The following is a 16,481-nucleotide window of genomic DNA, read 5'->3' as shown; positions in this document are numbered from 1 at the left end:
TTCAGTGTGAAAAACACCGCTTTTCACACTCGTGCCTCTGTAGCAGCGAACGCAACACCGCGTCCCCGCACCCTCGCCCGGTCGCACGGTGCTGCAGACCGAGCCCCCTTCAGCTAAAATCAACACCCGTTCTCCCCCCTTTCCAAGCATGTACGACACACTGTCGTACAGAAACCCGTTATGTGACCTACCGTAAGCACCTCGCGGTGGAACGCACAATGAAATTCACACTGCAACCGTTGTTCGTGACTGGGTTGGCGTCCATGGTGCTGACCGGCTGCTCGTCGCCCGCATCGCAATCGTCGCCGGAATCCGTCCGCGATCCACTTGGGATCGACCGTGCGGTTAATGACTACTACTTTCCCAACGGTGTCCCCGCTGCAAACGGTGGTCCCGACCCTGCGGGCATCGGCGACGACGCTGGCGGTGCCGTTGATTCGCCCGCAGTGGACGATCTGCCGTAGGCTGCCGGTCACATAACAGGGTTTTTACGCTAGGCCCTTCGGGCACACCTTCCTTTGCACTTCAAGCGGGGCTGGCGTATCATTAGCTGTTCGTGATTCAAACTCCATCGCTTCGTTCAGGGCGGTGTCGTAAAAACCTTCCGTTGGGCGACCTAGCTGATGAGCAATCCATACGAATCGCCTAAATCGCTAGACACTTCTCCCTCTATCATTGGCCGCTTTTTGGGGCATCGCCGTTGCCCAGCGTGTAACGCTTCGGTGCAATGGTCTCGACTCTGGTTGCGTGCATGGATTTCAGCGCGTTGGCCATGCCGACAGTGCGGCGCACTTCTTTCATTCAACCGGCGTCGTCGATATGTCGCTGTTGCGGTCTTCATTGCCCTTATGGCTGGCTTGCGTTTCGCGATTCATTTCGGCGGTTTCGCTCCCCATGCATTCGGCGGCTTCTTCGTTCAAAACATTCTCGTATGCGCTCTTCCCGCCCCATTCGCTTTCCTAATTGATGGTGTCACTATCCGAGATGCCTAAGGTCGCCCAACATGGTTTTTACGCTAGGCCTACGGCACACCTTCCATCTTTTGCAACGCGGGCTGGCCGTGGTACAATTTTTTTGCAATTCAGGCATCGTTCGCTTCGTTTGGGGCGGTGTCGTAAAAACCTTCCGTTGCACGACCTACCCGATTTGCGTTCGCTTACACACCTCCTTTACATAGCTTCGCTTTTCATCGCCAGTTGGGCGATCTTGGTCGGAACCGCCACGGTGTTTCGCGGCCTCGATCTGGGGTGGCCTCAACTGGCACTGCCGCTACCAGCTGCCGTGGTTGGTTGGTTCCTGATTTCACGCCTCTTTGTGTCGCTGGCACGGTTTACACCGCTAGTTCCGCTCGACACGTTGGATCACATGCTGGATTCGTTCGTGCCACTTGTGACTGTTGTGGTTGCGGGCACCATCCTCATCTTATTCGACCTGTTGGTTTGAGCAGACGGTCGTGCAACATGTTTTTTACGCTAGGCCTTCGGCACACCTTCCTTGGTTGGTCACGCGGACTCGCCTTGGTACAATCTCTCGTAATTCAGACATTGTTCGCTTCGTTCAGGACGGTGTCGTAAAAACCTTCCGTTGGCCGTCACAGCTTTTCGATGAGTTCACCTGAATCTACCATCCGTGATCGCATCCGTGCCGTTATGCCCACCGCTCGCTTTAGTCCCCCAGCGACGCTCTCCATGATCGACGCTGCCCAGCAATCGCTGGGTGTCGAGATTCCCAGCTGGCTACGAGATATCTATCTGGTGTGCAATGGCTTCGTCGGCCCAACTGACGTTCGTTATCTCTATCCACTTGACGGTAGCGAAGGTGCTGCAGAATTTACGTCGTTTCTTCGCACGGAATGGACAACACCATGGCTGCACCGTGCTCTCATCTTTTCGGACAACGGAATTGGCGGGTCATTGACAGTCCACTGGGCCATTCTTGATGGCCAACTGATCGAGTGGTGCTATAGTGACGGCGACGAGTACACGGTCGCCGATGGCGATATTTTTGCACTGTTAGCCCGCGAGCAGGCTCTCTGGGACGACGCTGATACTGAGATTCAATGACGGCCAACATGGTTTTTACGCTAGGCCTTCGGCACACCGCTGTCGTTTGTTCAAGCCTCCCTCTGGTGGTAGAATCTTTCGCAGTTCAGGCATCTCTCGCTTCGTTTAGGGCGGTGTCGTAAAAACCTTCCGTTAGGCGACCTAAGATTTCCATGATGGATACCGAATCTGCCATCTCGATTGCTGACGAACACATTTCCGCGCAACCTGCTCCAATGGTGGGCTACCGAATGGTGCGTTCCGCCCCTCACGAAATTGACGCTGGCTGGTTCTTTGGCTACGGCGTCGAATGTGATCTCGACATTCCCGAATCCGAACGCGAAATGTTCGCCGGTGCTTCTGGCTTTCTCATTCATCGCACGGATGGTGACATCGAGATTCTCGCCCACGGACAATTGTCTGACTATGGCTTGACATGATCTCCAATGCACCGGTCGCCTAACATGGTTTTTACGCTAGGCCTTCGGCACACCTTCGCTTGTTTGGCAACGGGCGCTGGCATTGGTACAATTTCTTGTGATTCAAACTCAACCGCTTCGATTGGGGCGGTGTCGTAAAAACCTTCCGTTGTGCGGCGGAGACCAATGGCATTTCAATACTTCGCCGACCCACTCAACTTCGCGTACCTTCGCGATGATGCAACGCCCTGCGAGTTTTGCGGCTCTACCGTACACCGTCTTGATGGTGACCATTTCTACGGCGCCGAACAAATCGCAGCTGCATGCTTCGGCTGCGTTGAACGCGGCGCTCTTATTGAACGCGACATTTCTACGAACAACGTCAACATTACGCAGGCCAACAATGCGATTGGTGCTGATGCTGCCGACCCGCTAACCAACCAAATCATTTACTGCACGCCGAGCCTCCCCACTTGGCAGGATACTGATTGGCCGTTTGTCGATGGTGATTTCGCCACGTTCCTGAAAATTGCGTCCAAAACCGACTTCACCGACCAATCGCATTTCGCGGACACCATTCTGCCCGATGATATCGCCGAACCTGATCCTGAATGGCAATGGGACATGCTTCCAGACCATCCGGTCTCCAACCTCAAAGACGGCCAGTACGATATCAGTATCTATTTGTTTCGCCGCGCCGATCGCTTGCTCACGATCTTGGACGCAAACTAATTGATGCTTTTCTTGGCGATTCATACGCCGCACAACATGGTTTTTACGCTGGGGCCTTCGGCACACCTTCCAACTTTGTCAACGCTGGCTGGCCTTGGTACAATTTCCGGTAGTTCATACATCGTTCGCTTCGTTCAGGGCGGTGTCGTAAAAACCTTCCGTTGTCCGTCTCAGACCAATGCCTTCGGATCAACCAAAATATCTGCCCGCAATTCCGTGGCGTTCCATGGGCTCCAGCTACCTCATTCGTCAGGTCGCTGGCTCCGAAAGGCTCGGTGGTTTGACTGTGACAATCCGCCACCTCGCGGACGCGGACGGTGAACTGCGCATCGACGTCACAGATTGGCAGTCCGGTGAGCCACACGAATGCGCTGACGAGATGTCCACGTATGTTGATGCTGCCGTTGACGGCGTGCGCTCCATGATGGCCGAACACGACCTTGAACCCGGCGAATGTGAAATCGTACTCGATCGTTTCGTTTACCATCCCGTCGATTCCGACCCTCGCGTCTACCGCCAAGCTGGCCGCAGCGCCTTCCGCTCTGCACTTGAAGCGTTTCGGTGTCGCGACGCTTCCTCGTAGCGTAGAGACGGACAACATGGTTTTTACGCTAGGCCTTCGGCACACCTACGCTTGTTTGGCAACGGGCGTTGGCATTGGTACAATCAAACGTGATTCAAACTCTACCGCTTCGTTTGGGGCGGTGTCGTAAAAACCTCCCGTTGTACGCCTCAGATCAATGAGCATCGCCCAGATCGAAACCGCTCTGTCTTTCCGGCTGCCGGACGCTCATCGTGCGGCACTTCTGAATCCGTCCGACCCAATCCACAACGCGTGCGACTTTCTCGTTGTCGATTCGCCGCACAAGCTCCTCCGGTTTCTCGACACCAACATTGACCTACGCTCGCCTGATCGTCCCGACCCATGGCCCGACTTTTTGATCGCATTTGCGTCCAACAGCTGCGGGGACTACTTCGCCTATGATACGCGCTGTTCCCCATACATCATTGTCTACATTGATCCCGACAACACCGTCGCTGACAATCTCGCGCAGGATGACGGCTTCACGTTTTCATCATTTGGCGAATGGCACACTGCAAAATGCCGCCAACTCGGTGGTATCAAGGATGGCGATTGTCCGGGGCTACTCGATGGAGACTGATTTGGCAGCGCGACGGCGTACAACATGGTTTTTACGCTAGGCCTGCGGCACACCTTCGCTTGTTTGGCAACGGGCGATGGCATGGGTACAATATCTCGCAGTTCAGACGTCGCTCGCTTCGTTCAGGGCGGTGTCGTAAAAACCTTCCGTTGTACGCCTCAGATCAATGAGCATCGCCCAGATCGAAACCGCTCTGTCTTTCCGGCTGCCGGACGCTCATCGTGCGGCACTTCTGAATCCGTCCGACCCAATCCACAACGCGTGCGACTTTCTCGTTGTCGATTCGCCGCACAAGCTCCTCCGGTTTCTCGACACCAACATTGACCTACGCTCGCCTGATCGTCCCGACCCATGGCCCGACTTTTTGATCGCATTTGCGTCCAACAGCTGCGGGGACTACTTCGCCTATGATACGCGCTGTTCCCCATACATCATTGTCTACATTGATCCCGACAACACCGTCGCTGACAATCTCGCGCAGGATGACGGCTTCACGTTTTCATCATTTGGCGAATGGCACACTGCAAAATGCCGCCAACTCGGTGGTATCAAGGATGGCGATTGTCCGGGGCTACTCGATGGAGACTGATTTGGCAGCGCGACGGCGTACAACATGGTTTTTACGCTAGGCCTGCGGCACACCTTCGCTTGTTTGGCAACGGGCGATGGCATGGGTACAATATCTCGCAGTTCAGACGTCGCTCGCTTCGTTCAGGGCGGTGTCGTAAAAACCTTCCGTTGTACGCCTCAGTCTGTTCATATGCCGCGCATCACAACGTACTTCGCTGCAAACTCTGGTGCATCGCTCGAATCTGTCTGTAACGCCCTGCAATCCCGACTCTTGCTTCCGAACTTTCACTTCGATTGTCACGACTCTTGGCGGTACGCCAGTTCACAATCGAAGTCGATCGCCCTCAATGTGACGCGAGCGTCTGACTCGCATACGATTGAGACTTGGATGCCGGAATGCCCAACCGGCGTCAACTTCCAGATTGTCGCTGAATTTGATTCCGAACCTGATGGTTTGGCTGCCAATCTTCGCGATTCGCTGGGCGCGGACGTCATTCGTTACGCCTCTCTTGACGCATAGCGGGTTGGCACTTCGACGGCGTACAACATGGTTTTTACGCTAGGCCTTCGGCACACCTTCCTTGGTTGGTCACGCGGGCTGGCGTTGGTACAATCTTTCGTAGTTCAAACATCGCTCGCTTCGTTTTGGGCGGTGTCGTAAAAACCTTCCGTTGTGCGGCAGAGCCTAATGAGTGGTGACCCGTCTGAATTCGACGCTCAACGCCTCTACGGTGTGATGACCGCGCTCGTCTGTTGCAACGACGGCGACCTGATCGACGATCCTGCCTGCTTCCCTTGCTCGGCCGATTCCCGCGCTTTCTGGTTGGACGCTCGCGACATGATCGCCGCAATCCGCACCGACTACGATTACGTCGCATCCCCTGAATTCACCGATTCAATCGCTGGCAAATCCGACCAATACGTCACGACAGCGACTCGGATGGCAGCTCAGAAGTCCGCCGAATACAAATCTGACTTTGATGCTGCGATTCAGGATGCGCTGAACTCTGATCGCATCTTTGATCTGATCCCTACTTCTGCCCATGCCGGACTTCGGGAAATCCTCGCTGAAATCAACGCGTGAACCCGCTTCATCTGCCGCACAACATGGTTTTTACGCTAGGCCTTCGGCACACCGCTGTCGTTTGTTCAAGCCTCCCACTGTTGGTAGAATCGCTGGTTGTTCAAACTTGAATGGCATCGCAACGGCGGTGTCGTAAAAACCTTCCGTTGTACGCCTCAGGTTTCCGATGAGCGACGAACCACGATTCGACTTCTACGAAAAGGTTCGCGTAACATCTGCCAACCCTGATCTCGCGGACATTCACGGCATGCTCTCCGCGGTGCTTGGCCGCGCTCAAAACGACGATGGATCGTGGGGATACGCGATTCATGTCTACGACCGCCCGACAACTTACAGTGTTGCCGAATCTGATCTGACTTCAACCGGCGAACATGCGCAGCGATCCGACTTCTATTCTGGGGACTCAATTCGCGTCTCTCGTGATGGAGAGATCACTGGTTAGTCGCGGCGTACAACATGGTTTTTACGCTAGGCCTGCGGCACACCTTCCGCGTTTGGCCACGCGGGCTGGCCTTGGTACAATCTCTCGTAGTTCAAGCATCGCCCGCTTCGTTCAGGGCGGTGTCGTAAAAACCTTCCGTTGCACGACCTACCGAATGGCATTCCCACACAAAGGCTCGTCCGCAATCACCGTTGATGGTGTCGAATACCGCTGGCGTGTTCGCTCCCGCCCAACGTATTGCCAAGGTGCGCTCGAATCGTGGATGACCTTCGCGGTGCAAACTGCGCACGATCCTCGAACGGTTCTTCATGTCACGGTTGACGCTTTGCGACCCGACAACTGGATCGCCGAGAATGCAAACGCGATCACTCCCGCATTGGTCGCACATTGCATCCGCATTGCGTTAGCGGATGGCTGGCAGCCGAACACAAACGGCAGTGCCTTTAGCCTGACCACTGAACTGCCAGCCTGACGGTCGTGCAACATGGTTTTTACGCTAGGCCTTCGGCACACCTTCTAGCTTTGTCAACGCGAGCTGGCCTTGGTACAATTTTCGTAGTTCAAGCATCGCTCGCTTCGTTTAGGGCGGTGTCGTAAAAACCTTCCGTTGTGCGAACCTAGCTTTCTCTTATGGCACGTTTAGACAAGCAGCAACGAAAGAAGCTTCTTCGTGAGGCCAAGCTGAAAGCGATGGAAGACGCTGCCGAGGCACTTCCGCTCTCGAACACGCAATTCAAGGCGTTGTTCGACATGCTCGACGAACGCCTCCCCATTGACGGTTGCGACCACACTCGACGTCTTACGATCGCACATGTCCGCTCTGCAGGGTTACCCGAAACTGAAACCTTGGAATGGCTTGCCGAGAATGGCGGCTACTGCGATTGCGAGGTGCTTGCCAACTCAGAGGAGGCGTGGGAAGCCTGCAAACAATACAACACGACAACGTAGGTTCCGGTTCGCACAACATGGTTTTTACGCTAGGCCTTCGGCACACCTTCGTTTGTTTGGCAACGCTCGCTGGCGGTGGTACAATTCCTCGTAGTTCAGACGTCGTTCGCTTCGATTGGGGCGGTGTCGTAAAAACCTTCCGTTGCACGACCTACCCGATTTGCGTTCGCTTACACACCTCCTTTACATAGCTTCGCTTTTCATCGCCAGTTGGGCGATCTTGGTCGGAACCGCCACGGTGTTTCGCGGCCTCGATCTGGGGTGGCCTCAACTGGCACTGCCGCTACCAGCTGCCGTGGTTGGTTGGTTCCTGATTTCACGCCTCTTTGTGTCGCTGGCACGGTTTACACCGCTAGTTCCGCTCGACACGTTGGATCACATGCTGGATTCGTTCGTGCCACTTGTGACTGTTGTGGTTGCGGGCACCATCCTCATCTTATTCGACCTGTTGGTTTGAGCAGACGGTCGTGCAACATGTTTTTTACGCTAGGCCTTCGGCACACCTTCCTTGGTTGGTCACGCGGACTCGCCTTGGTACAATCTCTCGTAATTCAGACATTGTTCGCTTCGTTCAGGACGGTGTCGTAAAAACCTTCCGTTGTGCGACCTCGACCAATCATGGTTCCAGCCGAAGAACACCGCAGTCCTGATGGAACATTGCACTTCGCCGTCGACTCTCTTGCTGATGGTGACGTGGCCATTGGGTTTCGCGAATTCGGTTGGCACACACACGCTGACATGCTGGCCTCAATTCTCAATCTTCCCGAACCGGAGGCCGTACGATCCTACGTTGACAACGTACTGAATGATCGTGCCGTGATCGCAATGCAGTACATTGATGATGAACTTCGCGACATTTGGATTTCAGATGATCCCATCGGCGATCTCAAGTACTGCAACCCGAACGAGCGTATCGACTTTCGCTACTGGTCTGGCGCGATACACAGCCCGTCGTAAACCATGGCTCGGCGGTCGCACAACATGGTTTTTAGGCTAGGCCTTCGGCACACCGCTGTCGTTTGTTCAAGCTTCCCTCTGGTGGTAGAATCTCTCGTAGTTCAGGCATCGTCCGCTTCGTTGTTGGCGGGTGTCGTAAAAACCTTCCGTTATCTGCGAACGAGACTATCATGTGCCGCTACGCCATGCATGGCCCATACAAACGCCACTTCGCATGTTTCTCGTGCCGCAAGGGCTTCAAGCAACCGCCGATCGTTGACTATCTCGCGGTTCAGGGTCTTGGTTACGCATACGCTGAACTGTCACGAATCCGTCATCACGCCAAAAGCCTCGAACGCCGTGAACGTGAACTCAAACTGACGCTGGCTGACATCGAATCACGATTCCGCGACACTACGCACAAGTGCCCCGAATGCTCTGAACCCATGATCGACATGGGGCTCGACTTCAAAACGCCTCGCCAATCCGACACTAAAGCGTGGCGCAATCTTCACGGCATGTATCGCGTCGGCCATACGTTTCACACTTGCGGTTGCGATGGCCCCGGGTGGATTCCCGTTTCGTCCTCTGACTACGCGACCTATCTGGCTGATCGCAAAAGGGAATACTTGGCTCAACTTTCACAAACCCAGAAATCATCTGACATGGACACCGATCAGAAACACGACGCCGCACAGCACTGGCAGTCTCGTATCAACGCGGTTGATGCGGGACTTGCAGCGGTTACATGATGGAAACCGAACTCGCAACGCTTCGTTCGCACAACATGGTTTTTACGCAAAGCCGCGGCTTCGTCGTTGGAGCATTGGTTGGTTTGCCATGTCATTCGCTTCGGTGACGCGTTCTGGTTTGCAACGCCGCGGACACCGCCTCTTTGGCAACGTGGATTCTTTTTGGTAAACTGATTTGTGTTGCGACGCTTTTTGACTTCGGAGAGAAGCGGTGTCGTAAAAACCTTCCGTTGTACGACCTAGCGTTTTGTCGCTGCACACCGAATTGACAGTAAACGAAATCAGTTACGACCTTGTGATGGACGACGAAATGGCGTTCGTCGAGGGCACATACCGTCTCGTAGGTGGAGACTGGCAAGTGTTCGTATTCACTCGTCGCGATGTCGATGAACCCACGATCAGCGATTCTACATGGGCCAGCGGTGTCACAGGACTGCATGTTGCGTTCCCTCGCAACACAACGCTGAACCAGTCTGTTGTCGAATCTCTGTTGGGCAAGCACCTCGGCGTTGATTCGTGGTCCGTTGTTCGTGGTCCCGACTCCATGGTTCTTCGCTAATGGTCCGGTCGTACAACATGGTTTTTACGCTAGGCCTTCGGCACACCGCTGTCGTTTGTTCAGGCCTCCCTTTGGTGGTAGAATCTATCGTTGTTCAAACTTGAATGGCATCGCAACGGCGGTGTCGTAAAAACCCTCCGTTGTACGCCTCAGTCTGTTCATATGCCGCGCATCACAACGTACTTCGCTGCAAACTCTAGTGCATCGCTCGAATCTGTCTGTAACGCCCTGCAATCCCGACTCTTGCTTCCGAACTTTCACTTCGATTGTCACGACTCTTGGCGGTACGCCAGTTCACAATCGAAGTCGATCGCCCTCAATGTGACGCGAGCGTCTGACTCGCATACGATTGAGACTTGGATGCCGGAATGTCCAACCGGCGTCAACTTCCAGATTGTCGCTGAATTTGATTCCGAACCTGATGGTTTGGCTGCCAATCTTCGCGATTCGCTGGGCGCGGACGTCATTCGTTACGCCTCTCTTGACGCATAGCGGGTTGGCACTTCGACGGCGTACAACATGGTTTTTACGCTAGGCCTTCGGCACACCTTCCTTGGTTGGTCACGCGGGCTGGCGTTGGTACAATCTTTCGTAGTTCAAACATCGCTCGCTTCGTTTTGGGCGGTGTCGTAAAAACCTTCCGTTGTACGCCTCCCGTGGACACTGCTGCATCACAAAAGCTATCCGAAGCAATACTGGGATTCTGTGACTCACAGACTTTCGGTGATCCAGTCACCGAGCGCTGGCTTGCTGACCTCCGCGACTGTGCCTCGCAGATCGAATCGCAAGACGTGGATGCCGCTATCGCTACTTGTGGTGTCGCGAATCGAAGCCTGTCAGATTGCGTCCCATGGACCGATGGCATGCTGCGAGGGTTTCAATCGCTTATTCGTGATATCCGCATTCTCCGCGGCACACACTCTGAGATTCCAACTGCGTTCACGCGGTAACGGCGTACAACATGGTTTTTACGCTAGGCCTTCGGCACACCGCTGTCGTTTGTCCAAGCCGCCCTCTGGTGGTAGAATCTTCCATAGTCCATACATCGTTCGCTTCGTTCAGGGCGGTGTCGTAAAAACCTTCCGTTGCACGACCCTAGATGAATGTCGAATCCATACGAATCGCCAACATCTGAATCACCCCCGCCAGAAGGGACGCAACCATCGGACAAACCACACCACCTTGGTCGGGCTCTGGTCACCGTAACGTTCGTCGAAATTGTTCTCGCGATGTTGTTTGCCCCCGGCGACGGCGGACGTTGGCAGGGATACGCCGTTGCTGCAATTGTGCTCGTGAACGGGCTGATCTATCTGACCCAATACGTTCCACAACGCTTTCGGAATGGCCGCGACCCCGGTGCAACTCCGTCAGCGATCGCTGTATACGTTATCCTTGCTTTTGCCGCCATCGTTGGCATGACCTTCATCTTGGATTCTGGCGTTTTGCCTTAAACCGAAACCGTTCACGGGTCGTGCCGGGTCGTGCAACATGGGTTTTACGCAAGGGCCTTCGGCACACCTTCCATGTTTTGCAACGCGGGCTCGCATTGGTACAATCTCTCGTAGTTCAGGCGTCGCTCGCTTCGTTCAGGGCGGTGTCGTAAAAACCTCCCGTTGTACGCCTCAGATCAATGAGCATCGCCCAGATCGAAACCGCTCTGTCTTTCCGGCTGCCGGACGCTCATCGTGCGGCACTTCTGAATCCGTCCGACCCAATCCACAACGCGTGCGACTTTCTCGTTGTCGATTCGCCGCACAAGCTCCTCCGGTTTCTCGACACCAACATTGACCTACGCTCGCCTGATCGTCCCGACCCATGGCCCGACTTTTTGATCGCATTTGCGTCCAACAGCTGCGGGGACTACTTCGCCTATGATACGCGCTGTTCCCCATACATCATTGTCTACATTGATCCCGACAACACCGTCGCTGACAATCTCGCGCAGGATGACGGCTTCACGTTTTCATCATTTGGCGAATGGCACACTGCAAAATGCCGCCAACTCGGTGGTATCAAGGATGGCGATTGTCCGGGGCTACTCGATGGAGACTGATTTGGCAGCGCGACGGCGTACAACATGGTTTTTACGCTAGGCCTGCGGCACACCTTCGCTTGTTTGGCAACGGGCGATGGCATGGGTACAATATCTCGCAGTTCAGACGTCGCTCGCTTCGTTCAGGGCGGTGTCGTAAAAACCTTCCGTTGCACGACGCAGGCTTTCATGAATTCAGTCCTGAATCAGTACCTCGATTGCACTGATTGCATGGGCAACACGCTGCTGTCCGACGCGTTCGACATCGCATTCAAATCGTGGCCGCAACAGATGTGGGTCGCGTACAGATGCCCAACCTGCGATACCGTCAATCACCTCGGACTTCAACGCGACTCTGTCACGCAGGGCTATCTCGATGGCGCGCCAGGGCCTTGTCTGGTTCCGACGCGGCAACTGTCGATTGCGAAATTGTCCGTTGCTGCCAAACCTGACGGCATCACGATCAAAAACCTCAATCTCTCTTGGCACATCCCAGTTTCTTCGTGATTCATTGCGCGGACGGCTTGCCGCTTTCTCCTGATGGAGACTTTTCCCGTGATTCAGCGTCGTGCAACATGGTTTTTACGCAAAGCCACGGCTTCGTCGTTGGAGCACCGTTTGGTTTGCAACATCAATCGCTTCGTTGAAGCGATTTGGTTTGCAATGCCGTGGACACCGCCTCTTTGGCAACGTGGTTTCTTTTTGGTAAACTGATTTGTGTTGCGACACTTTTTGTCTTCGGAGAGAAGCGGTGTCGTAAAAACCTTCCGTTGTCCGTCTCAGACCAATGCCTTCGGATCAACCAAAATATCTGCCCGCAATTCCGTGGCGTTCCATGGGCTCCAGCTACCTCATTCGTCAGGTCGCTGGCTCCGAAAGGCTCGGTGGTTTGACTGTGACAATCCGCCACCTCGCGGACGCGGACGGTGAACTGCGCATCGACGTCACAGATTGGCAGTCCGGTGAGCCACACGAATGCGCTGACGAGATGTCCACGTATGTTGATGCTGCCGTTGACGGCGTGCGCTCCATGATGGCCGAACACGACCTTGAACCCGGCGAATGTGAAATCGTACTCGATCGTTTCGTTTACCATCCCGTCGATTCCGACCCTCGCGTCTACCGCCAAGCTGGCCGCAGCGCCTTCCGCTCTGCACTTGAAGCGTTTCGGTGTCGCGACGCTTCCTCGTAGCGTAGAGACGGACAACATGGTTTTTACGCTAGGCCTTCGGCACACCTACGCTTGTTTGGCAACGGGCGTTGGCATTGGTACAATCAAACGTGATTCAAACTCTACCGCTTCGTTTGGGGCGGTGTCGTAAAAACCTCCCGTTGTCGGCCCCTAGCCTATGAATGTTGACCTCTGGCAATCCGTTGACACATACCTGCGGTCCAACGAGATCTCCGGTGCGGCATCGCACCTTGAATCGCTGCTGCGTTCCGAGGGTTCCGATCGTTTTACATCTCTCGCCGACACGACGTTCACGAATCCCGCCACAAGCGTTCACAAGCATATCAACGCTTTTCTCACTGCTTGCTCCTCGCAGTTTGAACTGCGTGCGGCCTACCTTGAGATGAACGGTTTCGACATCAATTACGATCGTTGGTACTTCGACTCATTCGGCTACGCCGATTTCTCGGGCGACCCCGACGACGTTGACTGGCTCTGCGATTGGAACTCCCCTGACTGGGAGACGTTCACGCTGATTGGACTAGAACAAACGCAGGACGATTTCCGATGGTACATGGAAAACAAGGTCTGGGAGAGAAAGACACACGAGACCGCAAAGGAAATTGCGGTGTTGTTGGTGATGGTGCGATTCTTGCAGTTGGTTCAATCTGCACTGTCTTCCGGTTCCCTTGCGGCCTCGATTCCGATACTGGCAACGGCACATGATTTCGACATGTTCGGTCGGTTCAAGCCTTAGCTCCGCTTCACCGGGGACGACAACATGGTTTTTACGCTGAGGCCTTCGGCACACCTTGGCTCTTTGGCAACGGGCCATGGCTTTGGTACATTTTCTCGTAGTTCAGGCATCGTTCGCTTCGTTCAGGGCGGTGTCGTAAAAACCTTCCGTTGTGCGGCGGAGACCAATGGCATTTCAATACTTCGCCGACCCACTCAACTTCGCGTACCTTCGCGATGATGCAACGCCCTGCGAGTTTTGCGGCTCTACCGTACACCGTCTTGATGGTGACCATTTCTACGGCGCCGAACAAATCGCAGCTGCATGCTTCGGCTGCGTTGAACGCGGCGCTCTTATTGAACGCGACATTTCTACGAACAACGTCAACATTACGCAGGCCAACAATGCGATTGGTGCTGATGCTGCCGACCCGCTAACCAACCAAATCATTTACTGCACGCCGAGCCTCCCCACTTGGCAGGATACTGATTGGCCGTTTGTCGATGGTGATTTCGCCACGTTCCTGAAAATTGCGTCCAAAACCGACTTCACCGACCAATCGCATTTCGCGGACACCATTCTGCCCGATGATATCGCCGAACCTGATCCTGAATGGCAATGGGACATGCTTCCAGACCATCCGGTCTCCAACCTCAAAGACGGCCAGTACGATATCAGTATCTATTTGTTTCGCCGCGCCGATCGCTTGCTCACGATCTTGGACGCAAACTAATTGATGCTTTTCTTGGCGATTCATACGCCGCACAACATGGTTTTTACGCTGGGGCCTTCGGCACACCTTCCAACTTTGTCAACGCTGGCTGGCCTTGGTACAATTTCCGGTAGTTCATACATCGTTCGCTTCGTTCAGGGCGGTGTCGTAAAAACCTTCCGTTGTGCGACCTACCGTTTATTTGCTCCGATGGCAGAGACCCCAAACACATTGACCGTTGTCTGCAACGATCCGTCTAACATTGTCGGCGTCGTAAATGCGCTGATGCCGTTACTCGACGCTGAAACCCGAAGGCAGTTCAACAGCATTAAGCTCGGCGTACTTCAGGCTGAGGGTAAAATCGGAGTCCACAATCGGTTCAATGGCCGCACCGTCTCTGACATCCTCTCGACCGAAGCGTCACACTCGCTTGGCACTCCAATCGAGACCGGAGATCGGGACGGCCTGAATTTCTCTCTATACGATTCGGAGAACGAAACGTAGGGTTTCCGGTCGCACAACAGGGTTTTTACGTTAGGCCTTCGGCACACCTTCGCTCTCTGGCAACGGGCGTTGGCTTTGGTAGAATCTCTCGTAGTTCAGATGTCGCTCGTTTCGTTCAGGGCGGTGTCGTAAAAACCTTCCGTTATGTGACCTGCCGGATTTGCATTGACGATCGACGACCTCCATAGCTTGATCGACGCTGCCTCTTGGTTCACAAGTCTTCGTGTCGCGCCGGACGGTTGTTCGCTCGCTAATTCCGGTGACGCGTGGGACTGGCTGCCCACGTCGCGCGACCAACCTGACCCGCTCCACAATCCTCCGCTCGACCCCGTGGATACCGCTATCGAACTCGCCGCCGTTAAACGTGCAATGGTTTCGTTGCGTTCTGTGCCCGACGCGGTTCCCGAACTGGTTGACGGTGCGCACAACTACACCACTGCCGCCGCAGGGGCAGTGCACTTTGCGGTTCGCATGGCTGCCCGCGAGATCACAACTGGCAATCCGAATCGGTGGTGCGAGATTGTCCGCCTTTACAACGGTGGATCGTGGCCGTGCGGTCTGGCGGATGACGGTGGCATCGTCGTCTGGTAGCTCCCCGGTCACATAACAGGGTTTTTACGCTGAGGCCTTCGGCACACCTTGGCTCTTTGGCAACGGGCCATGGCGTTGGTACAATTTCCGTAGTTCAGGCATCGTTCGCTTCGTTCAGGGCGGTGTCGTAAAAACCTTCCGTTGTCCGCCTCAGGTCTTCCCATGGTTCGAGCGTCGCAGCGAGGAGGTTTCGGCAAAGAGCTTGAATTCTTCTTTGTACTCGCGGCTCTTGGCGTCGCGATCGGCATGACGTTCGCAATTCGTTCGCAAATGGTCGCCAATGGATACTCGGGCTGGCATGCTGTGTGGGTGTTTCCCGCCAGCCTTTTGTTCGCCGTGTTCTACCTGTCGCTTCCAATGATCGTGGCAACCATTACTGAACGGATTGCTTCCGCCTGCTTGCCCGACATTGACGAACGAGCGCGAACCCGTGTTTTTGACACCTCAATGTTGGTGACGCTCGCTGCGATCATACTAACGCCGTTGTCGCTTCTTTTAGTCAAAGTGTTCTCGTAACGCAGAGGCGGACAACATGGTTTTTACGCTAGGCCTTCGGCACACCTTCCAACTTTGTCAACGCGGGCTGGCTTTGGTACAATTTCTCGTAGTTCAGACATTGTTCGCTTCGTTCAGGGCGGTGTCGTAAAAACCTTCCGTTGTGCGGCAGAGCCTAATGAGTGGTGACCCGTCTGAATTCGACGCTCAACGCCTCTACGGTGTGATGACCGCGCTCGTCTGTTGCAACGACGGCGACCTGATCGACGATCCTGCCTGCTTCCCTTGCTCGGCCGATTCCCGCGCTTTCTGGTTGGACGCTCGCGACATGATCGCCGCAATCCGCACCGACTACGATTACGTCGCATCCCCTGAATTCACCGATTCAATCGCTGGCAAATCCGACCAATACGTCACGACAGCGACTCGGATGGCAGCTCAGAAGTCCGCCGAATACAAATCTGACTTTGATGCTGCGATTCAGGATGCGCTGAACTCTGATCGCATCTTTGATCTGATCCCTACTTCTGCCCATGCCGGACTTCGGGAAATCCTCGCTGAAATCAACGCGTGAACCCGCTTCATCTGCCGCA

The 16,481-nt window shown here is 54.7% G+C and carries 30 protein-coding genes; 27 read left to right on the top strand and 3 right to left on the bottom strand.

The window, feature by feature from the left end; all coding sequences use genetic code 11:
- Nucleotides 1-218: 218 nt before the first annotated feature.
- Complete coding sequence (locus UH5x_RS04925; RefSeq protein ID WP_482634925.1) at nucleotides 219-464, top strand: hypothetical protein; 246 nt, start codon at nucleotides 219-221, stop codon at nucleotides 462-464.
- A gap of 208 nt (nucleotides 465-672) precedes the next feature.
- On the opposite strand, the gene UH5x_RS04920 is transcribed toward UH5x_RS04925, so the two are convergent.
- On the bottom strand, nucleotides 673-801 hold the full coding sequence (locus UH5x_RS04920; RefSeq protein ID WP_482634924.1) for a hypothetical protein: 129 nt from the start codon (nucleotides 799-801) through the stop codon (nucleotides 673-675).
- Nucleotides 798-920: a hypothetical protein gene (locus UH5x_RS04915; RefSeq protein WP_482634923.1), complete on the bottom strand. Its 123-nt coding sequence runs from the start codon at nucleotides 918-920 to the stop codon at nucleotides 798-800. Before UH5x_RS04915 ends, UH5x_RS04920 begins: the two co-directional genes overlap by 4 nt.
- A 304-nt stretch (nucleotides 921-1,224) precedes the next feature.
- On the opposite strand from UH5x_RS04915, the gene UH5x_RS04910 reads away from it, so the two are divergent.
- The 20 genes from UH5x_RS04910 to UH5x_RS04815 all read left to right on the top strand — a co-directional run bounded on the left by UH5x_RS04910 (nucleotide 1,225) and on the right by UH5x_RS04815 (nucleotide 12,186).
- Complete coding sequence (locus UH5x_RS04910; RefSeq protein ID WP_482634917.1) at nucleotides 1,225-1,443, top strand: hypothetical protein; 219 nt, start codon at nucleotides 1,225-1,227, stop codon at nucleotides 1,441-1,443.
- A gap of 245 nt (nucleotides 1,444-1,688) precedes the next feature.
- Nucleotides 1,689-2,063, top strand: coding sequence for an SMI1/KNR4 family protein (locus UH5x_RS04905; protein WP_482634898.1), 375 nt, complete (start codon nucleotides 1,689-1,691; stop codon nucleotides 2,061-2,063).
- A gap of 152 nt (nucleotides 2,064-2,215) precedes the next feature.
- Entirely contained in the window at nucleotides 2,216-2,482 is a 267-nt protein-coding gene (locus UH5x_RS04900) for a hypothetical protein (protein WP_482634922.1), read from the top strand.
- 165 nt (nucleotides 2,483-2,647) lie between these two features.
- Entirely contained in the window at nucleotides 2,648-3,193 is a 546-nt protein-coding gene (locus UH5x_RS04895; protein WP_482634907.1) for a CbrC family protein, read from the top strand.
- A 178-nt stretch (nucleotides 3,194-3,371) separates the two neighbouring features.
- Nucleotides 3,372-3,776 carry a hypothetical protein gene (locus UH5x_RS04890; RefSeq protein WP_482634921.1) on the top strand — a complete coding sequence of 135 codons (405 nt, stop codon included), beginning with the start codon at nucleotides 3,372-3,374 and terminating at the stop codon, nucleotides 3,774-3,776.
- 157 nt (nucleotides 3,777-3,933) lie between these two features.
- On the top strand, nucleotides 3,934-4,356 hold the full coding sequence (locus UH5x_RS04885) for an SMI1/KNR4 family protein (protein ID WP_482634911.1): 423 nt from the start codon (nucleotides 3,934-3,936) through the stop codon (nucleotides 4,354-4,356).
- A gap of 166 nt (nucleotides 4,357-4,522) precedes the next feature.
- Complete coding sequence (locus UH5x_RS04880) at nucleotides 4,523-4,945, top strand: SMI1/KNR4 family protein (RefSeq protein ID WP_482634911.1); 423 nt, start codon at nucleotides 4,523-4,525, stop codon at nucleotides 4,943-4,945.
- Nucleotides 4,946-5,197: 252 nt separating this feature from the next.
- The gene (locus UH5x_RS04875) at nucleotides 5,198-5,446 is read left to right on the top strand and encodes a hypothetical protein (RefSeq protein ID WP_482634913.1); all 249 of its coding nucleotides are present in this window, start codon (nucleotides 5,198-5,200) and stop codon (nucleotides 5,444-5,446) included.
- 168 nt (nucleotides 5,447-5,614) lie between these two features.
- Nucleotides 5,615-6,010 (top strand): hypothetical protein, encoded by a 396-nt coding sequence (locus UH5x_RS04870; protein ID WP_047815743.1) that lies wholly within the window; start codon nucleotides 5,615-5,617, stop codon nucleotides 6,008-6,010.
- Nucleotides 6,011-6,176: 166 nt separating this feature from the next.
- Nucleotides 6,177-6,452 carry an Imm31 family immunity protein gene (imm31, locus tag UH5x_RS04865; protein WP_482634920.1) on the top strand — a complete coding sequence of 92 codons (276 nt, stop codon included), beginning with the start codon at nucleotides 6,177-6,179 and terminating at the stop codon, nucleotides 6,450-6,452.
- A gap of 154 nt (nucleotides 6,453-6,606) precedes the next feature.
- Nucleotides 6,607-6,924, top strand: a complete 318-nt coding sequence (locus UH5x_RS04860; RefSeq protein WP_482634919.1) for a hypothetical protein — start codon at nucleotides 6,607-6,609, stop codon at nucleotides 6,922-6,924.
- 158 nt (nucleotides 6,925-7,082) lie between these two features.
- Entirely contained in the window at nucleotides 7,083-7,400 is a 318-nt protein-coding gene (locus UH5x_RS04855) for a DUF2695 domain-containing protein (protein ID WP_482634918.1), read from the top strand.
- Nucleotides 7,401-7,638: 238 nt separating this feature from the next.
- Nucleotides 7,639-7,857: a hypothetical protein gene (locus UH5x_RS04850; RefSeq protein WP_482634917.1), complete on the top strand. Its 219-nt coding sequence runs from the start codon at nucleotides 7,639-7,641 to the stop codon at nucleotides 7,855-7,857.
- Nucleotides 7,858-8,018: 161 nt separating this feature from the next.
- Nucleotides 8,019-8,357, top strand: a complete 339-nt coding sequence (locus tag UH5x_RS04845) for a hypothetical protein (RefSeq protein WP_482634916.1) — start codon at nucleotides 8,019-8,021, stop codon at nucleotides 8,355-8,357.
- A 170-nt stretch (nucleotides 8,358-8,527) separates the two neighbouring features.
- Entirely contained in the window at nucleotides 8,528-9,088 is a 561-nt protein-coding gene (locus UH5x_RS04840; RefSeq protein ID WP_482634915.1) for a hypothetical protein, read from the top strand.
- Between the two features lie 247 nt (nucleotides 9,089-9,335).
- Nucleotides 9,336-9,647, top strand: coding sequence for a hypothetical protein (locus UH5x_RS04835; protein WP_482634914.1), 312 nt, complete (start codon nucleotides 9,336-9,338; stop codon nucleotides 9,645-9,647).
- Nucleotides 9,648-9,890: 243 nt separating this feature from the next.
- Entirely contained in the window at nucleotides 9,891-10,139 is a 249-nt protein-coding gene (locus tag UH5x_RS04830) for a hypothetical protein (RefSeq protein ID WP_482634913.1), read from the top strand.
- 611 nt (nucleotides 10,140-10,750) lie between these two features.
- Entirely contained in the window at nucleotides 10,751-11,098 is a 348-nt protein-coding gene (locus tag UH5x_RS04825) for a hypothetical protein (protein ID WP_482634912.1), read from the top strand.
- A gap of 179 nt (nucleotides 11,099-11,277) precedes the next feature.
- Entirely contained in the window at nucleotides 11,278-11,700 is a 423-nt protein-coding gene (locus UH5x_RS04820) for an SMI1/KNR4 family protein (RefSeq protein WP_482634911.1), read from the top strand.
- A gap of 168 nt (nucleotides 11,701-11,868) precedes the next feature.
- A complete protein-coding gene (locus UH5x_RS04815) occupies nucleotides 11,869-12,186 on the top strand; it encodes a hypothetical protein (protein WP_482634910.1) in 318 nt (105 codons plus the stop codon).
- Between the two features lie 124 nt (nucleotides 12,187-12,310).
- Here the strand turns inward: UH5x_RS04815 and UH5x_RS04810 are convergent, their stop codons facing one another.
- Nucleotides 12,311-12,775, bottom strand: coding sequence for a hypothetical protein (locus UH5x_RS04810; RefSeq protein WP_482634909.1), 465 nt, complete (start codon nucleotides 12,773-12,775; stop codon nucleotides 12,311-12,313).
- A gap of 253 nt (nucleotides 12,776-13,028) precedes the next feature.
- Here UH5x_RS04810 and UH5x_RS04805 point away from each other — a divergent pair, with 253 nt between their 5' ends.
- From UH5x_RS04805 to UH5x_RS04780, 6 genes are all read left to right on the top strand, one after another.
- Nucleotides 13,029-13,607, top strand: a complete 579-nt coding sequence (locus UH5x_RS04805) for a hypothetical protein (RefSeq protein ID WP_482634908.1) — start codon at nucleotides 13,029-13,031, stop codon at nucleotides 13,605-13,607.
- Nucleotides 13,608-13,773: 166 nt separating this feature from the next.
- Nucleotides 13,774-14,319, top strand: coding sequence for a CbrC family protein (locus UH5x_RS04800; RefSeq protein WP_482634907.1), 546 nt, complete (start codon nucleotides 13,774-13,776; stop codon nucleotides 14,317-14,319).
- A 12-nt stretch (nucleotides 14,320-14,331) separates the two neighbouring features.
- Nucleotides 14,332-14,802, top strand: a complete 471-nt coding sequence (locus tag UH5x_RS04795; RefSeq protein WP_482634906.1) for a hypothetical protein — start codon at nucleotides 14,332-14,334, stop codon at nucleotides 14,800-14,802.
- Nucleotides 14,803-15,132: 330 nt separating this feature from the next.
- Entirely contained in the window at nucleotides 15,133-15,393 is a 261-nt protein-coding gene (locus UH5x_RS04790) for a hypothetical protein (RefSeq protein ID WP_482634905.1), read from the top strand.
- A gap of 141 nt (nucleotides 15,394-15,534) precedes the next feature.
- Entirely contained in the window at nucleotides 15,535-15,909 is a 375-nt protein-coding gene (locus UH5x_RS04785) for a hypothetical protein (protein WP_482634904.1), read from the top strand.
- 157 nt (nucleotides 15,910-16,066) lie between these two features.
- Nucleotides 16,067-16,462 carry a hypothetical protein gene (locus tag UH5x_RS04780; RefSeq protein ID WP_047815743.1) on the top strand — a complete coding sequence of 132 codons (396 nt, stop codon included), beginning with the start codon at nucleotides 16,067-16,069 and terminating at the stop codon, nucleotides 16,460-16,462.
- Nucleotides 16,463-16,481: the final 19 nt, after the last annotated feature.

This window comes from Rhodopirellula sp. UH5 (assembly GCF_056839225.1).
This window is presented reverse-complemented; position numbering and strand designations above follow the sequence as displayed.

Excerpts from the sequence above, each read along its gene's own strand:
- UH5x_RS04855 (WP_482634918.1), top strand. The coding sequence starts at position 7,083 with ATGGCACGTTTAGACAAGCAGCAACGAAAGAAGCTTCTTCGTGAGGCC.
- UH5x_RS04895 (WP_482634907.1), top strand. The coding sequence starts at position 2,648 with ATGGCATTTCAATACTTCGCCGACCCACTCAACTTCGCGTACCTTCGC.
- UH5x_RS04780 (WP_047815743.1), top strand. The coding sequence starts at position 16,067 with ATGAGTGGTGACCCGTCTGAATTCGACGCTCAACGCCTCTACGGTGTG.
- UH5x_RS04815 (WP_482634910.1), top strand. The coding sequence starts at position 11,869 with ATGAATTCAGTCCTGAATCAGTACCTCGATTGCACTGATTGCATGGGC.
- UH5x_RS04925 (WP_482634925.1), top strand. The coding sequence starts at position 219 with ATGAAATTCACACTGCAACCGTTGTTCGTGACTGGGTTGGCGTCCATG.
- UH5x_RS04825 (WP_482634912.1), top strand. The coding sequence starts at position 10,751 with ATGTCGAATCCATACGAATCGCCAACATCTGAATCACCCCCGCCAGAA.
- UH5x_RS04800 (WP_482634907.1), top strand. The coding sequence starts at position 13,774 with ATGGCATTTCAATACTTCGCCGACCCACTCAACTTCGCGTACCTTCGC.
- UH5x_RS04900 (WP_482634922.1), top strand. The coding sequence starts at position 2,216 with ATGATGGATACCGAATCTGCCATCTCGATTGCTGACGAACACATTTCC.
- imm31 (WP_482634920.1), top strand. The coding sequence starts at position 6,177 with ATGAGCGACGAACCACGATTCGACTTCTACGAAAAGGTTCGCGTAACA.
- UH5x_RS04905 (WP_482634898.1), top strand. The coding sequence starts at position 1,689 with ATGATCGACGCTGCCCAGCAATCGCTGGGTGTCGAGATTCCCAGCTGG.
- UH5x_RS04810 (WP_482634909.1), bottom strand. The coding sequence starts at position 12,775 with ATGGTAAACGAAACGATCGAGTACGATTTCACATTCGCCGGGTTCAAG.
- UH5x_RS04885 (WP_482634911.1), top strand. The coding sequence starts at position 3,934 with ATGAGCATCGCCCAGATCGAAACCGCTCTGTCTTTCCGGCTGCCGGAC.
- UH5x_RS04820 (WP_482634911.1), top strand. The coding sequence starts at position 11,278 with ATGAGCATCGCCCAGATCGAAACCGCTCTGTCTTTCCGGCTGCCGGAC.
- UH5x_RS04880 (WP_482634911.1), top strand. The coding sequence starts at position 4,523 with ATGAGCATCGCCCAGATCGAAACCGCTCTGTCTTTCCGGCTGCCGGAC.
- UH5x_RS04890 (WP_482634921.1), top strand. The coding sequence starts at position 3,372 with ATGCCTTCGGATCAACCAAAATATCTGCCCGCAATTCCGTGGCGTTCC.
- UH5x_RS04920 (WP_482634924.1), bottom strand. The coding sequence starts at position 801 with ATGAAAGAAGTGCGCCGCACTGTCGGCATGGCCAACGCGCTGAAATCC.
- UH5x_RS04845 (WP_482634916.1), top strand. The coding sequence starts at position 8,019 with ATGGTTCCAGCCGAAGAACACCGCAGTCCTGATGGAACATTGCACTTC.
- UH5x_RS04840 (WP_482634915.1), top strand. The coding sequence starts at position 8,528 with ATGTGCCGCTACGCCATGCATGGCCCATACAAACGCCACTTCGCATGT.
- UH5x_RS04805 (WP_482634908.1), top strand. The coding sequence starts at position 13,029 with ATGAATGTTGACCTCTGGCAATCCGTTGACACATACCTGCGGTCCAAC.
- UH5x_RS04860 (WP_482634919.1), top strand. The coding sequence starts at position 6,607 with ATGGCATTCCCACACAAAGGCTCGTCCGCAATCACCGTTGATGGTGTC.
- UH5x_RS04870 (WP_047815743.1), top strand. The coding sequence starts at position 5,615 with ATGAGTGGTGACCCGTCTGAATTCGACGCTCAACGCCTCTACGGTGTG.